Source organism: Microbacterium meiriae (assembly GCF_040685015.1).
In the GTDB taxonomy this organism is placed as follows: Bacteria; Actinomycetota; Actinomycetes; order Actinomycetales; family Microbacteriaceae; genus Microbacterium; species Microbacterium meiriae.
Genome location: NZ_JBFBHD010000002.1, coordinates 1,259,388 through 1,273,867 on the forward strand (window position 1 = coordinate 1,259,388; position 14,480 = coordinate 1,273,867).

11 protein-coding genes are annotated in these 14,480 nt (G+C 71.2%); 2 read left to right on the top strand and 9 right to left on the bottom strand.

All coding sequences use genetic code 11. From position 1 onward, the window contains the following. The first annotated feature begins 52 nt into the window (after window positions 1-52). Window positions 53-1,495, top strand: a complete 1,443-nt coding sequence (locus tag AB0N68_RS14555; RefSeq protein ID WP_071328117.1) for an XRE family transcriptional regulator — start codon at window positions 53-55, stop codon at window positions 1,493-1,495. Window positions 1,496-1,587: 92 nt separating this feature from the next. Here the strand turns inward: AB0N68_RS14555 and AB0N68_RS14560 are convergent, their stop codons facing one another. Next, window positions 1,588-2,631 carry a winged helix DNA-binding domain-containing protein gene (locus tag AB0N68_RS14560; RefSeq protein ID WP_280567487.1) on the bottom strand — a complete coding sequence of 348 codons (1,044 nt, stop codon included), beginning with the start codon at window positions 2,629-2,631 and terminating at the stop codon, window positions 1,588-1,590. A 104-nt stretch (window positions 2,632-2,735) separates the two neighbouring features. Further along, complete coding sequence (locus AB0N68_RS14565) at window positions 2,736-4,178, bottom strand: glyceraldehyde-3-phosphate dehydrogenase (protein ID WP_259952092.1); 1,443 nt, start codon at window positions 4,176-4,178, stop codon at window positions 2,736-2,738. A gap of 164 nt (window positions 4,179-4,342) precedes the next feature. Here AB0N68_RS14565 and AB0N68_RS14570 point away from each other — a divergent pair, with 164 nt between their 5' ends. After that, a complete protein-coding gene (locus tag AB0N68_RS14570; protein WP_280567491.1) occupies window positions 4,343-5,686 on the top strand; it encodes an amidohydrolase family protein in 1,344 nt (447 codons plus the stop codon). 88 nt (window positions 5,687-5,774) lie between these two features. Here the strand turns inward: AB0N68_RS14570 and AB0N68_RS14575 are convergent, their stop codons facing one another. The 7 genes from AB0N68_RS14575 to AB0N68_RS14605 form a co-directional block, all read right to left on the bottom strand. Further along, window positions 5,775-6,764 carry a methyltransferase family protein gene (locus AB0N68_RS14575; RefSeq protein WP_363332988.1) on the bottom strand — a complete coding sequence of 330 codons (990 nt, stop codon included), beginning with the start codon at window positions 6,762-6,764 and terminating at the stop codon, window positions 5,775-5,777. A gap of 74 nt (window positions 6,765-6,838) precedes the next feature. Further along, window positions 6,839-7,513 carry an alpha/beta fold hydrolase gene (locus AB0N68_RS14580; protein ID WP_280570091.1) on the bottom strand — a complete coding sequence of 225 codons (675 nt, stop codon included), beginning with the start codon at window positions 7,511-7,513 and terminating at the stop codon, window positions 6,839-6,841. Between the two features lie 34 nt (window positions 7,514-7,547). After that, window positions 7,548-8,135 (bottom strand): TetR/AcrR family transcriptional regulator, encoded by a 588-nt coding sequence (locus AB0N68_RS14585; protein ID WP_280570093.1) that lies wholly within the window; start codon window positions 8,133-8,135, stop codon window positions 7,548-7,550. A 47-nt stretch (window positions 8,136-8,182) separates the two neighbouring features. Next, window positions 8,183-9,031, bottom strand: a complete 849-nt coding sequence (locus tag AB0N68_RS14590; protein WP_363332991.1) for an ATP-binding cassette domain-containing protein — start codon at window positions 9,029-9,031, stop codon at window positions 8,183-8,185. Then, on the bottom strand, window positions 9,028-10,824 hold the full coding sequence (locus AB0N68_RS14595; protein WP_280570098.1) for a dipeptide/oligopeptide/nickel ABC transporter permease/ATP-binding protein: 1,797 nt from the start codon (window positions 10,822-10,824) through the stop codon (window positions 9,028-9,030). Before AB0N68_RS14595 ends, AB0N68_RS14590 begins: the two co-directional genes overlap by 4 nt. Next, window positions 10,821-11,762 carry an ABC transporter permease gene (locus AB0N68_RS14600; RefSeq protein ID WP_187663545.1) on the bottom strand — a complete coding sequence of 314 codons (942 nt, stop codon included), beginning with the start codon at window positions 11,760-11,762 and terminating at the stop codon, window positions 10,821-10,823. The genes AB0N68_RS14595 and AB0N68_RS14600 overlap by 4 nt, the downstream gene beginning before the upstream one ends. A gap of 72 nt (window positions 11,763-11,834) precedes the next feature. Then, window positions 11,835-13,364, bottom strand: coding sequence for an ABC transporter substrate-binding protein (locus AB0N68_RS14605; RefSeq protein WP_280570103.1), 1,530 nt, complete (start codon window positions 13,362-13,364; stop codon window positions 11,835-11,837). Between the last annotated feature and the right edge of the window lie 1,116 nt (window positions 13,365-14,480).

A 14,480-nucleotide genomic window follows, 5' to 3' on the forward strand; every position in this document is an offset into this window, starting at 1 on the left:
TTTCGGCCAAACCGAACGATAAGAATCGCTGTTCTTTCGCTAGACTCAAACAATGGCGTCCTCCGGCATCCACCTCACGACCCTCGGCCACCGCATCCGGCACCGCCGCCTGGAGAAGGGGTACACCCTCGACGAGCTCGGCGCCCTCGTCGGCGTCGCCGGCTCCCAGCTCAGCCTCATCGAGAACGGCAAGCGCGAGCCCAAGCTCTCCCTCCTCCAGGCGATCGCCCAGGCCACCGGCACCGAGGTGACCGACCTCATCTCCGGCGAGCCGCCGAACCGGCGTGCCGCTCTGGAGATCGAGCTGGAGCGGGCCCAGGAGAGCCCGGTGTTCCGTCAGCTCGGTGTCTCCCCGGTCCGCGTCACGAAGGGCATGAGCGACGAGACCATCGAGTCCATCCTCGGCCTCCACCGCGAGCTGCAGCGCCGCGAGCGCGAGGCCATCGCCACCCCGGAGGAGGCCCGCCGCGCCAACACGGAGCTGCGACTGCGGATGCGCGCGCAGAACAACTACCTCCCCGACATCGAGAAGCTCGCGGAGAAGCAGCTCAAGGCCGCCGGCCATTCGCAGGGCGCTCTGACCCACCGCACCGTGAGCATCATGGCCGAGAAGCTCGGCTTCGAGCTCATCTACGTCAACGATCTGCCGCACTCGACGCGCTCGGTCACCGATCTCGAGAACGGCCGTATCTACCTGCCCCCCGCCTCGATCCCCGGTGGACACGGCCTGCGGTCGATGGCACTGCAGGCCATGGCGCACCGACTGCTCGGGCACACGCCGCCGACGGATTACGCCGACTTCCTGCAGCAGCGGTTGGAGATCAACTACTTCGCCGCGTGCTGCCTGATGCCGGAGACCGCCGCGGTGGCCTTCCTGCAGCAGGCGAAGAAGGACCGCAACCTCGCGGTGGAGGACTTCCGCGACGGGTTCGGCGTGACGCACGAGGCCGCCGGCATGCGCATGACCAACCTGCTCACGCAGCACCTCGGCATGTCGCTGCACTTCCTGCGGGTCGACTCGACGGGGGCCATCACCCGGGTCTACGAGAACGACGACCTGCCCCTGCCGATGGACGTCACGGGGGCGGTGGAGGGGCAGCGCGTGTGCCGGAAGTTCCAGGCCCGCTCCGCCTTCACGGAGCAGAACCGCACCGTCGAGCACCACCAGTACACGGACACCCCGTCCGGCACGTTCTGGTGCTCCACGCAGACCGGGTCGTCGAGCGAGGGCGAGTTCTCCGTCACGGTCGGCGTGCCGTTCGACGACGCCCGGTGGTGGCGGGGACGCGAGACGAACGACAGGGCGGTGTCGACCTGCCCCGACGAGGCGTGCTGCCGCCGCCCGTCGGCCGAGCTCACGGAGCGCTGGAAGGGACGGGCGTGGCCGAGCGCCCGCGTGCACACCCACATGTTCTCGCCGCTCCCCCGCGGCATGTTCCCCGGCGTGGACGACAACGAGGTCTACAACTTCCTCGGCCGCCACGCGAGTGAGTGACCCGCCGACCCACCCCCTTGCGTGCGCCCCGGCCCGCTACGCGCGGGCGTAGGGGGCCGGGAGGCACGGAAAGGGGTGGGTCGACGAGGGGCTCAGGCGATGAAGGCCGCGAAGCGGGCGAGTGCGGCGGTGACGGCGGCGGGGTCCTCGGGGGGCTCGAAGAGAGTCGGAGGGGCGGTGTGGGCGGCGGCGGCGTGCGTCCAGCAGCCGATCACGCGGCCGTGCTCCACCACGGTCGCCCGGACCATCCCGTTCTTCCCCGGCCCGACGGCGGCGAGGTGTTCCGGAGCGCACACGACGGTGCGGTCGGCATAAGAGATGTAGTACTCGTCGAAGGCACCGAGGGCGAACACGGACGGCCGGCCCGCCGCGCGCCGGGGCGGGGTGCTCCCGACGAAGACCCCCTCGTCAACCTCGGTCACCCGGGGTGCCGCCCGATCCGCCGCCTCCCGGGACCGCCCGAGCGTCAGGCCCGACCACCACGCGAAGTCCGCGACCCCGGCGGGCCCGTGTCCCTCGACGTAGCGGACGAACAGCTCGGCCAGCGGGTCCTCCGGGTGGGCGTGGTCGCGGATGTGATCGGCCGCGAGCACGAACCGCTGCTCCCGCGTGATGCCCTCCCGCGGCACGACCGGCCCCTGCACGAGCACGCCGGAGACGGTCATCGCGAACAGCAGGTGGATGCCGCGCTGCCCCGAGGGGTCGATGCCGATGCCCTCGAGCACCGCGAAGATCTCGCTCCGGGTGAGGCCGCCGTCACGGAGCCGCGGCGTGAGCTCCCGGACGACCGCGTCGATCATGGCGTCGTCGATGCCGAGCTGCCGCTGTCGGGAGGCCGCCTGCTGCTGCTGTCGTGCGGCCGTGACCTCCAGCACCCACCCGAGGTCCCGCGCGGGGATCGTGTGGAGCGTCCCCCGCATGGTCCAGGCCCGGACGAGGTCCCCGCGGTCGAACGCGGCATCGACGTCGCGGAGGCGTACGTCGCCCTTCGTCCGCACAGCCAGCGCCCACCGTCCGGCCGTGAAGTCCTGGCTCTGCACCGCGAGCAGCCGCGCCGTCGCCCCCGCCACGTCCGCCTCCGGCGCCGTCAGCCCCTGCCACCGCAGCCGCTCCTCCCGCCATCGTGAGGTCTTCATGCCCCTCATCATGCCGCGACCCACCCCCTTTCGCGTGCCCCGGCCCCGTGCGTGCGGACGCAGGGGGCCGGGTCGAGCGGAAGGGGGTGGGTCGACGGGAGAGGTCAGAGGGTGACTTCGCGGCGGGTGGGGAGGACGACGGGATGCGAGCCCGCCATGGTCTCCAGCACCCGGATGACCTGGCAGGAGTAGCCGAACTCGTTGTCGTACCAGACGTAGAGGATGAGGGTGTCCTCGTCGGCGATCGTGGCCAGACCGTCGACGATGCCGGCGCGGTGCGAGCCGACGAAGTCCGTCGAGACGACCTCAGGACTCTCCACGTAGTCGATCTGCTGCCGGAGCTTCGAGTGCAGCGACACCCGGCGCAGGTAGTCGTTGACCTGGTCCTTGGTGGCGGGGCGCTCCAGCGTGAGGTGCAGCACCGCGAGCGAGACGTCCGGCGTGGGGACGCGGATCGCGCTGCCCGTGAGCTTGCCCTCCAGCTGCGGGAGGGCCTTGGCCACGGCCTTCGCCGCCCCGGTCTCGGTGATCACCATGTTCAGCACGGCGGAGCGGCCGCGGCGGTCGCCCTTGTGGAAGTTGTCGATGAGGTTCTGGTCGTTCGTGAACGAGTGCACGGTCTCGACGTGGCCCTTCACGACGCCGTAGGCCTCGTCGATCGCGGCGAGCACCGGGGTGATGGCGTTGGTCGTGCACGACGCCGCGGAGACGATGCGGTCTTCCTCGGTGATCGTGTCGTCATTGATGCCCTGCACGATGTTCTTCAGCGGGCCCTTACCGGGGGCGGTGAGCAGCACGCGGGCGACGCCCTTCGCACGGAGGTGCTGGGAGAGTCCGGCTTCGTCGCGCCAGCGGCCCGTGTTGTCGACGACGATCGCGTCATCGATGCCGTAGGCGGTGTAGTCGACCGCCGCCGGGTCGTCGGAGTAGATGACCTGGATGCGCGTGCCGTTCGCGATGATCTGCTCGGCCTCTTCATCCACCGTGACCGAGCCCGCGAAGCGGCCGTGCACCGAGTCCCGCAGCAGCAGCGACGCGCGCTTGACGAGGTCGTTCTCGGAGCCGCGGCGCACGACGATGGCGCGGAGCCGGAGTCCGCTCCCGCCGCCGGTGTGCGCGATGAGGATGCGGGCCAGCAGCCGGCCGATGCGCCCGAAGCCGTAGAGCACCACGTCGGTCGGCGGCGCCGGGACCGCGCCGACGGCCGGGGCCAGGGTCTCGGCCAGGTACTCCTCGAGCGGGCGGCCGCTCTCCGCGTGCCCCTCCACGAGGCGGGCCACGTCGATCGACGAGGCGCCGGGGGCGAGAGCGTGGATGCCTTCGAGCACCGCCAGGCTGTCCTCGACCTCGAGCCGCTCGTGGCCGAGCTGGGCCACGCGCTCGTGCACCTCGACGAGGCCGGTGGCCGAGAGGCCGAGCAGGCGGTGGCCGTGCAGCGAGGTGACCACGTCGCGCTCGCGCTTGAGAGCCCCGATGAGCGGGATCATCCGCTCCGCCAGCTCTTCGCTCGCCGTCCATTCGTCGCGGTGTGCCGCGGAATCGTTCATCTGCGTCCTTGCATGTGTGAGCGCGCGCCGAGGTCGCCGGCGCGCGCGAGGTTGCCGGGGTGTTCGGGGGATGACTCCAGGGTACAAGCCGCGGAACCGCGCGCCGAATCGGTCGGCGCGGGACATCCCGAGTGCGCGAGTTTTACGTCTACACTGGTGGAATAATGAGCAGCGCACTCCTCGGCGACGACGCCGACCTCCTCCTCCGCGGTGGCCACATCCACACCTTCGACGCCACCGATTCCGTCGCCACCGCGATCGCCGTCCGCGACGGGATGATCGTCGCCACCGATGCCGCGGCCGAAGCCCTCCCAGCCCGCGAGATCGTGCAGCTCGACGGCCGCACCGCGATCCCCGGCCTCAACGACGCGCACCTCCACGCCGCGTGGCTGGGCGCACGCTGGCCGCACCTCTTCTTCTCCGACACCCCGCCCGAGGAGCAGCCGACCGGCCGCCTCGTGACCACGGCCGGTGAGCGACGCAGCGCCCTGCGCCGCGCCTGGGCTCTGCTCGCGGAGCTCGGCATCACGAGCTACACGGAGCCGGGCATCGGCCCCGGGGAGGACGACGGGGAGACCGGCTGCTTCGGCACCGACATGCTCGAGTCGTATGTGGAGCTGCACCGCGAGGGGGCCCAGACCTCGCGCGTCACGCTGCTGCGCCTGTTCGGGACGATCGACGGAGAGAGCTCCCTAAAGGACTTCGCCGCCGGACTCCCGGTGCCGCCGCCGACGACCGACCCGCGCTGGCTCGCGATCCCCGGCGTGAAGATCTTCGCCGACGGCATCCCGCCGATGGCCACCGCATGGACGTCCGACCCGTACCCCGACGGGACGACCGGGCACCTGCTCACCCGCGGCGACGCCGATCCGCTCAGCGCCTTCCAGCAGATGATCGCCCTGGCCGCCGGTCGCGGACTCCAGATCGCCGTGCACGCCACCGGCGATCGCTCGATCGAAGAGTTCCTCACCGCACTGGAACGCGCCGGCGAGACTCCCCCGCCGCCGGCACCCCACCACGTCGTGCACGGCGACCTCGCGACGCCGGCGCAGATCCGCCGCGCGGAGCGTCTCGGCGTCGGGTTCGCCGTGCAGCCCCTCATCGCCGCGCACACGCACTCCTGGGCGGCCGTGCAGCTCGGAGAGGCCCGGGTCGCCGCCGCCTGGCCGCTGGCCGAGATGCTCTGCTCGGGGGCGCTGACCACCGTGACCAGCGACGCGCCGATCGCCACGCCGGACTGGCGACCCAGCCTCGACGCCTCCCTCGCCCTCCTCGCCGCCGACGGTCGAGCGGACGACGCCGCGACTCGGCGCCGGCTGCTGCGCACCATGACGGCGGACGCCGCGATCCAGGACGGTGCCGCGACCTGGAAGGGAACCCTCGAACTCGGCAGGGTCGCGGACGTCACGGTGCTCGACGAGGATCCGTGCACCCCGGGGCGCCCGTTCGCCGCCCTCCAGGTCGAGCGGACGATCGTCGACGGTCGCACGGTGTTCACCCGGGACTGACCACCCGCGCCCACGAAAACGGCGGGCGGCATGTTCACGCATGCCGCCCGCCTCTGATCCCCCTCGGACCAGTCTCGGACCGCGGTCGTCAGACCGCGGTGGCCAGGAGCACGCGCGGGCTCCCCGGCAGGGCGACGGTGTCGCGCACCGCCCACCCGGCATCCGACAGCCAACCGCGCACCTCGGACTCGGGGTACACCACGGTGCCGTCGATCACGAGATACTCCCCCGCGTGCAGGGCATCCAGGGCGCGCTGCTCGTCGTCGTCGTCGAGGAAGAAGTCGAGCACCGTCAGCGTCGCCCCGTCGGCCGCCGCCGCACGGAGTCGGCGGAAGATCTGCGCGTTCTCCTCCGCGGAGAACCGGTGGATGACGTGGTTGGCGAACACCGCGTCGTACGCGCCCTCGGGAGCCGTGGTCGCCGTGTCCCCGACCTCGATGGCGACCCGGTCGGCGACGCCCGCCGCCGCGACCGCCTCGGCCACGCCGTCCTCGAACCCGGGAGCGTAGACGAAGGTCGTGTGCAGCTGCGGGTTGCGTGCCATGACGGCGAGGGCGAACTCGGCGGACAGACCGCCGAAATCGAGGGCCTTCGTCGCGCCGGCGAGGTCGACGAGCCGGCCGAACTCCTGCGCGTGCAGGCGGTTGTACGTCATGACGCCGGCCATGAACGTGCCCCACGGCGCGTCGTCCATCTGCAGGTCGCCCGGTTGGGTGGTGTCCACCGTGTGGGCGAACTGCAGCCAGTGCGGGTAGCTGATCTCGTCGAGGAAGGTGAGGAAGGGGGCGAGGTCGATCACCGCGTCCTCCCCGGTGAGGTAGGCGGACGCGTCGGGGGCCAGCGCGTAGCGCCCCTCGGTGCGGACGAGGAGACCCTTCGCGGCGAGGGCGTCGGCGAGCAGCCGGGCGATCCGCTCGCTGACCCCGCAGCGCTCGGCGATCGCCACGGCCGTGTCGGCGCCGGCGGCGACGGCGGCGAACAGACCGATGCGGCTGGCCTGGAAGAGCTGCTTCGCGGCCATGTAGCCGGTGGCGATGTCGAGGATGCGGGCGGCGTCGGGAGTGGGGGTGTCGGTCATGGCGGATGCCTTTCGATATGTCTACGAACGTTGGAAATAAAGGACAGGAGGGGGCCGGGCGTCGATCGGGCGGGTCAGTCCGCGAGGAACCCGCGCACAGCGTCGCGGAACGCGGCGGTGTGCAGCGCCGCGAGATGATCCCCGGGGACGCGTCGCACCCGGACGTCGGGCAGCCGCGCGGCGAGCTCGTCGATGCCCGCGGCCATCGGGTCATCGGTACCGCCCAGGAGCAGCACGGGCATCGCCGGGGCAGCAGCCTCGGGCGCGAACGGCTCGGTCGCGAGCCCCTCGATGAGGTCGAGCAGATCGTCCGGGCGGTTGCCGGGCAGGCTCACCATGTGCACGATCATCCCGGACAGCGGATCGACGGGAGCCGGTCCGCCGGCGATCGCGGCCCGAGCGGCGGAGAGGTCGACGAGCGCGAAGGGCTCCCCCGCACTGAGGCCGCCGAGCACGAGACGCCGCACCGCGACACCCGGGTGCCGGGCGAGGTCCCACGCGAGCCGGGCACCGAGCGAGTAGCCGACGAGGTCGACCTCGTCCGGGCCGATCGCTGCGGCGAGCGCGTCGAGCACCGCGGAGGTCGGCACGACTCCGAGCCCGGGGGCGTCGCCGTGCGCCGGCAGGTCGAGGACCTGGCGCGGCCGGTCGCCGAGCACCGCCGTCCACTCGCTGTCCGGCCAGTCCTGCGTGCCGCGCGAGGCGAGGCCGTGCAGGAACACCACGGGTCGTTCGGGGGGAAGGGTCATGACGGGCCGTCCTCTCGGGACCGGCCCCTCGCCCTCAGCGCAGCCGCGCGAGGAACCGGTCGATGTAGTTCTCGTAGTCGGCGATGCGGTCGCCGTCCGGGTACATGAGGTTGATGACCGTCGCCCCGACCGCCGCGGAGATGTACTCGTCGGCGAGCGGGCCGTAGTCCTGATCGCGGATCGATCCCTCGTCGCGGGCCGCCTCCATGCGCGCGATGAGCGAGGATCGCCACGAACCCAGGTGTCCGCGGTAGAGCTCGGCCAGCGACTCGTTCGCCATCGCGTACTCCCAGAGCGCCAGGAGCACCCGGCCCGCGGCGATCTGCTCCGGGTCGCGCGGCACGGTGGCCTGCAGGAAGCCCCGCAGCGCGTCGTCCGCCGCCACCGGTTTCTGCCCCGCGGCCTCCACGCCCTCGGACATCTGCTGCAGGATCGTCTCGAACGTCGCCGCGACGATGCTCTCCTTCCCGGGGAAGTAGTGCTTCAGCGCGCCGTTCGCGAAGCCCGCCTCCGCGGCGATGCTGCGCATGGTCGCCGCCTCGAACCCACCCTTCAGGATGATGCTCTTGGCCACCTCGACGATGTCCCGTCGCCGCTGGTCGTGGTCGATGATCTTCGGCATGGCGTCCTTCCGGCCGAGTCCGGGGTGTGGCGTGTTCCGGCCTGGAGCTACCGTACCGCCGCATCGGGCACCTCCCGCAGAGCGAGCCATTGCGCCCGGCGTTCCCGCTGCGCCACCGGGTCGGCGACGGGTGAGGCCAGTCGCAGGCGCTCGGCGTACGGGTGACGCGGCGTGCGGGTGACCTGCTCGCCGTCGCCGATCTCCACGATCTCGCCCCGGTACATCACGGCGACCCGGTGACAGACCCGCCGGACGACGCCGAGGTCGTGCGAGACGAAGAGGTAGGCCACGCCGGTGTCGCGCTGCAACTCGATGAAGAGGTCGAGGATGGTCGCCTGCGTGGTGAGGTCGAGTGCACTGACCGGCTCGTCGCACACGATCAGCCGGGGTCCGCGGACCAGGGCGCGGGCGATCGCGATGCGCTGCCGCTGCCCGCCGGAGAACTCGCTCGGATACCGGTCCATGCTCGTGGAAGGCAGGCGCACGCGGTCGAGCATGTCGCGCACGCGCGTGTCGGCCGCCTTCGCTCCGATGCCCGTCGTCAGCAGCGGCTCGGCGAGGATGTCGCCGATGGTCAATGCCGGGTTGAGGGAGCCGTACGGGTCTTGGAACACGACCTGCACATCATTGGCGAGTGCCCGTCGGGCCTTGCCGCCGAGGCCGCCGATGTCCCGGCCGTCGAAGCGGATGCGGCCCGCGGTCACCGGGGCGAGGCCGAGGATGCCCTTGCCGAGGGTCGACTTCCCGGATCCGGACTCGCCGACGAGGCCCAGGCATTCACCGGGGGCGATGTCGAGGGAGACGCCGTGCAGCGCGCGGAAGGCGTGTCTTCCGCGGCCGTACTCGACCACGAGGTCGTCGACCTGCAGCAGGGGGTTCACCGGAGCGGCGTTCATGCGGGGACCTCCGTCCGCCGGCCGTCGAGCGCGGCGCGGCCCTCGGCTTCGTCGAGCGACGCGGCGATGAGCTCGCGCGTGTACTCCTGGGTGGGCGCGGCGAAGAGCTCGTCCACGGGCCCCGACTCCACGATGTCGCCGCCGCGCATGACGATCACGCGGTCGCAGATGTCGGCGACGACGCCGAAGTTGTGCGTCACGATGAGCAGCGCCATGCCGTACTCGGCCTGCAGCTCCCGCAGCAGTTCGAGCACCTCGGCCTGCACGGTGACGTCGAGGGCGGTGGTGGGCTCGTCCGCGACGAGGAGCGACGGTCGACCGGCGATCGCGCCGGCGATGAGCACGCGCTGGGCCATGCCGCCGGACACCTGATGCGGGTAGCTGCGCATCACGCGATCGGGATCGGACAGCCCGACCCGCAGGAGCACCTCCCGCGCGCGCTGCCGGGCGGCGGCCTTCGCGAGCCCGTGCGTCCGGCGCAGCGGCTCGATGAGCTGATGCCCGATCGTGTACGAGGGGTCGAGGTTGCTCATCGGCTCCTGCGGCACGTACCCGATCGTGCGTCCGAGCAGGGCCTGGCGCTCCTTCGGCGTCGCGTGGGTGACCTCCGCGCCGCCGACCCAGATCGCGTCGGCGGTCGCCCGGCCGGTCGCGGGCAGCAGGTCGAGCACCGAGAACACTGTCTGCGACTTGCCCGACCCGGACTCGCCGACGATCCCGACGACCTCGCCTGGCGCGACGTCGAGGGTCACGCCATGCACGACCTCGGTCTCCCCCGTCGGCGTCGCGTGGACGACGTGCAGGTTCTCGACGCGGAGGGCCGACGCCGGGGCCTCGTGGCGGACGCTGCCCGTGGCGGGAGCCGCGGCGACCTCGTCGCCGGTCTCGAGCACACCGCGCCGCCGCCGTCGGGCCGCCCGCGGCGTGCGCACCTGCACGAGCTCGGCGAGCGTGGAGCCCATGATCGCGAGGACGGCGATCGTGAGACCGAGCGCGGCGGAGGGCCACAGCAGCATCAGGGGGTAGGTGAGCATGAGCCGGAAGCCCTCGAGCATCATCGCGCCCCAGCTCGGCACGTTCGAGTCGCCGATGCCGAGGAACTGGAGCCCCGCCTGCATGCCCATCGCGATGCCGGCCGTGAGCGCGGTCTGGATGATGACGGGCGGGTAGACGGCCGTGATGACGTGCCGGAAGATGATGCGCGCGTCCGACAGGCCCGACACGCGGGCGGCGTCGATGTACGCCTCGCCGCGGACGGCGAGCGTCTGCGACCGCGCGATGCGGAAGTACCCCGGCACCATGAAGACGCCGACGGTGACCATCAGCAGCTCGAAGTTGTTGCGGCTGCCGGCGGCGACCACGAGGAGGATGATCATCCCGGGGATCGACTGGAGGGCGTCGCTGATCCAGGTCGCGACCCGGTCGAAGACGCCGCCGAAGTACCCGGCTGCGACACCCGACGGGACCCCGACGACGAGCGCCGTGACGATCGTGATGAGCGCACCCCACAGTGTCGTCCTCGTCCCGTAGATGAGGCGGCTGAGGATGTCGCGGCCGGTGGAGTCGCCGCCGAGCAGGTGCTCCGGCGAGGGCGGGGCCTTGGCTGCCGCGAGGTCGACGAGGTTCGGGTCCATCGGCGCCAGCAACGGCGCGAACACCCCGACGAGCACGATGAGCACGAAGATCGCGAGCGGGATGTAGCCGCCGGGGTGACGGAGGAAGCGTCGGAACAGGCTCGACCGGCGCTTCTGGGCGGCCCGGTCGAAGGCGACGCGGATGTCTGTCGTGGTCATGCGACGCGCACCTTCGGGTTGATCCAGCCGAGCACGAGGTCGAGCAGGAGGTTGATGAGGACGACGAAGACGATGGAGACCACCGTGATCCCGAGCAGCATCGGGATGTCGCCGTTCTGCGACGACTGGTTCGTGAGCTGCCCCAGACCGGGGAGGCTGAAGATCTGCTCCACCACGATCGCCCCGGAGAGCAGGCCCACGAACATCAGGGCGATCACCGTGAGCGCGGCGGGCGAGGCGTTGCGGAGGATGTGCAGGTTCACCCGGGCGGCGGACAGGCCGCGGCTGCGGAGCGTGCGCACCCAGTCCTGGCGGCTCTGGGCGATCACGGCATTGCGCAGCTGCTCCGACACGGCGACGATGCCGCCCAGGGCGAGGGAGATCGCCGGCAGCGTGATCGAGCGCAGCCAGCCTTCGACGGACTGCGTCGGCGGGACGTAGCCCACGGCGGGGAACCACTTGAGTTGCACCGCCAGCCACATCACCAGGACCAGGCTCACCCAGAACCCGGGAAGTGCGAAGAGGACGACGGAGATCCCCTTGATGATGCGGTCGAACCAGGTGCCGGGGCGGAGTCCGGTGATCATGCCGAAGGCGACGCCGATGACCGCCGTGATGAGGGTCGCGAGGGTCACGACGGAGAGAGTGACGGGGACCTTCACCGCGAGCTGCGCGCCGACCGGCTGGAAGTTGCGCCACGAGACGCCGAAGTCGAGCAGGACCGCGTGGGAGAACCAGTCCCAGAACTGGACGATCAGGGGGCGGTCGAGTCCGATCTTCGCCGCCAGGGCCTGCTGCTGCGCGGGACTCGCGGTCGTGCCGAGGAGCGAGGCGGTCGGATCGCTGATCGCGAGGTGCGCGAGGAAGAACGTGCCGATCGAGACCGCGACGAGCAGGAGGATGCCGGACAGCACCCGCTTCGCCGTGAAGAGGAGCATGGGGGCCTCTCGAGGGTGAGGAGGAGGGAAGGGGTGCCGAGGCGGCCGCGTGGCGACCGCCCCGACGGGCGTTCAGCCCTGCGTGATGTACCGCAGCGTCGGGAACATCATCCCCACGACGGGCTGCAGCTGGATGCCGGGCGCCGTGTAGTAGATGTTGTTCGCCTGGTACCAGACCGACCACCAGGCCTGGTCGACGAGGGCCTCGTTGAGCTCCTTGATGGCGGCGGTCTGCGCGTCGCCGCGCTCCGTCTGCACCTTCTCGACGAGCGGGGCGATGACCTCGTTCTTCGCGTAGTCGGGCTCCGGGTTGAACCACTGCACGCTCGTCAGCTGCCGGGAGACGGTGGCCACGTCGTTGCCGTCCATCGCGAGGAAGGAGATGAACATCGGGTAGTTCGGGGCGTTGAGCTGGTAGTCCGGCATCTGCATGTTGTCCCAGGTGACGGTGATGCCGAGCTCGTTGAGAGCCTGCTCGGCCGACGGCTTCCACATCTCGAAGATCGGGGACATCGGCATCGAGATGTCGAATCCGTCCGGGTACCCGGCGTCGGCAAGGAGCTCCTTCGCCTTGTCCATGTTGAACGCGTACGCATCGTTGAGCTCGGGGTCGTTGACGTCGCCCCCGTCCGGGAAGACCTGGTTGGTGGCCACACCCGCACCGCTGCCGACCGCCGCGAGGACGGCCGCACCGTCGAACGCGTAGTTCAGCGCCTGGCGGACCTCGAGCGTGCCGAGGGGCTCGCTCTTCGCGCCGGTGTGGTCGGTGATGACGAGTCCCGCCCACCCGGAGACCCGCTGGGCGGTGTTCCAGCCCTGCTGCTCGGCCTGGTCGAGGTTGGCCACGTCGCCGTACTGCACGTTGATCTGTCCGCTGAGCATCGCGTTGTGCCGGGCGGTCGCGTCGGTGATCGGGTAGATCGCGAGTTCGGCGAACGGGTACGTCTTCGCGTCCCAGTGGTCCTCGGTCTTGGTGAAGTGGTACTCGGCGCCCGCGACGCTGGTGTCGCTGTCGAGCACGTACGGGCCGGAGCCGATCGGGTCGCTGCCGAGCGTGCCCGCCTCGATGGACGCCGGGGGCATGACGTAGCTGCGGCCGAGGCCCATCAGGTAGAGGATCGTGTCGTCACGCTGCGTGAGGGCGATGCGGACGGTGTCGTCATCGACCTTCTCGAAGCCCTTCGCGTTGACGTAGGCCTCACCGGACCGGGCGCCGGCCTTGAGGTACTCGAGGCTCGCGACGACGGCGTCGGCGTCGACCGGGGTGCCGTCGCTGAACACGGCGTCGGTGCGGATGTCGAGGTCGATGCTGAGGTCGTCGTCGGCCACGGTCCACTTCGTCGCGAGCGACGGGATCGGGGTGCCGTCGGCGTCGAGGGCGATCAGGGCGTCGTACACCGCGGACAGGTAGGGGCCGTCAAAGCCGATGTCGGCGAGGGACGGGTCCCACGAGGTGACGTCCAGGAAGTTGCCGATGTTGAGGGCGTCGGGGCCTTCGGCGCCGCCGCCCTCGGACGGCGAGGGCGTTCCGCCGCCGCTGCAGCCGGCGAGTGCGAGGGTCGCGGCGACGGCGGCGGCGACCGCGAGGGGCATTCGTTTCATGGTTCCTTCTCTCGGGTGCAGGGGGTGGTGAAGAAGGTTCGAAGAGCCGCTGACCGGAGACCGGGACCGACGCCACTTCGATGTGTCGTGCTGGTTAGTCTACATGCGTGGAAAAAGAGCGCAAGCGGGTTTCTTCCTCTGGCCGCGCGGACCGATGCCTCAGCGCGCACCCGCCTTGCTCCCCCGCGCACACCCCACCCCGTCCCGTACCCCGCCCGCCCGCACCCCGCGGGTGCAGGTGCGGGTACCGGGATCACTAACGCACCCCTGCCCTCCCCGCGCGGCCCACTTCTGATCCCGCCACTGCACCCACCCCTCCGACCTGATCAGAAACACCCCTCGGCGACGCCTTTTCGGCACCCTTTTCATCCCGCACCGGGGTGAACGACGGCGCGAACGGGCCACACTGCCGCTCCCGAGGGCCCCGCACCCCTTCCCGGGATCAAGAACGCACCTCCCACCCGGGCCCCAGGAGCACTTCTGATCCGGAGCGTGCGCGGGGCACTTCCGATCCAGCACGGAGGCGAGGAGCGCTTACGATCTGCTGCGAACACGAGGAGCACTTCTGATCCGGGGCTCCGGAGAGCGGTCCGGTCGCGCACGAGCGGCGGGCCCGGCGGCCGACACACAGCCGCCACCAGAAGCGGGATCAGAATCGGCCGCACGCCCTCCCTACGCGGCGCGTTTTCGAATCGGCACGCAGAACGTCACGCCCTGCGGGATCAGAAACGTGCCCGTGGGGCGCGCGCGAGGTGCGGAACTGATCCCGCGCCCGGAGTGGGACGCGGGGGCGGAGTGGGACGGGGGCCAAGCGAGTGCGGGATCAGGAACGTGCTTGCGGGGCGCGCGCGAGGTGCGGAACTGATCCCGCACGCGGAGTGGGACGCGCGGGCGGAGTGGGACGGGGCCGAGCGAAGCGGGATCAGGAACGTGCTTGCGGGGTGCGCGCGAGGTGCGGAATTGATCCCGCACGCGGAGTGGGACGCGCGGGCCGAGTGGGACGCGGGGGCGAGCGAGTGCGGGATCAGAAACGGGCCTGCGGGGTGCGCGCGAGGTGCGGAACTGATCCCGCACCCGGAGTGGGAGGCGGGGGCCGAGCGAGGCGGGATCAGAAAC

Bases quoted from the DNA above. Each gene is read 5' to 3' on its own strand.
- AB0N68_RS14555 (WP_071328117.1), top strand. From the start codon at position 53: ATGGCGTCCTCCGGCATCCACCTCACGACCCTCGGCCACCGCATCCGG.
- AB0N68_RS14560 (WP_280567487.1), bottom strand. From the start codon at position 2,631: ATGAAGACCTCACGATGGCGGGAGGAGCGGCTGCGGTGGCAGGGGCTG.
- AB0N68_RS14565 (WP_259952092.1), bottom strand. From the start codon at position 4,178: ATGAACGATTCCGCGGCACACCGCGACGAATGGACGGCGAGCGAAGAG.
- AB0N68_RS14570 (WP_280567491.1), top strand. From the start codon at position 4,343: ATGAGCAGCGCACTCCTCGGCGACGACGCCGACCTCCTCCTCCGCGGT.
- AB0N68_RS14575 (WP_363332988.1), bottom strand. From the start codon at position 6,764: ATGACCGACACCCCCACTCCCGACGCCGCCCGCATCCTCGACATCGCC.
- AB0N68_RS14580 (WP_280570091.1), bottom strand. From the start codon at position 7,513: ATGACCCTTCCCCCCGAACGACCCGTGGTGTTCCTGCACGGCCTCGCC.
- AB0N68_RS14585 (WP_280570093.1), bottom strand. From the start codon at position 8,135: ATGCCGAAGATCATCGACCACGACCAGCGGCGACGGGACATCGTCGAG.
- AB0N68_RS14590 (WP_363332991.1), bottom strand. From the start codon at position 9,031: ATGAACGCCGCTCCGGTGAACCCCCTGCTGCAGGTCGACGACCTCGTG.
- AB0N68_RS14595 (WP_280570098.1), bottom strand. From the start codon at position 10,824: ATGACCACGACAGACATCCGCGTCGCCTTCGACCGGGCCGCCCAGAAG.
- AB0N68_RS14600 (WP_187663545.1), bottom strand. From the start codon at position 11,762: ATGCTCCTCTTCACGGCGAAGCGGGTGCTGTCCGGCATCCTCCTGCTC.
- AB0N68_RS14605 (WP_280570103.1), bottom strand. From the start codon at position 13,364: ATGAAACGAATGCCCCTCGCGGTCGCCGCCGCCGTCGCCGCGACCCTC.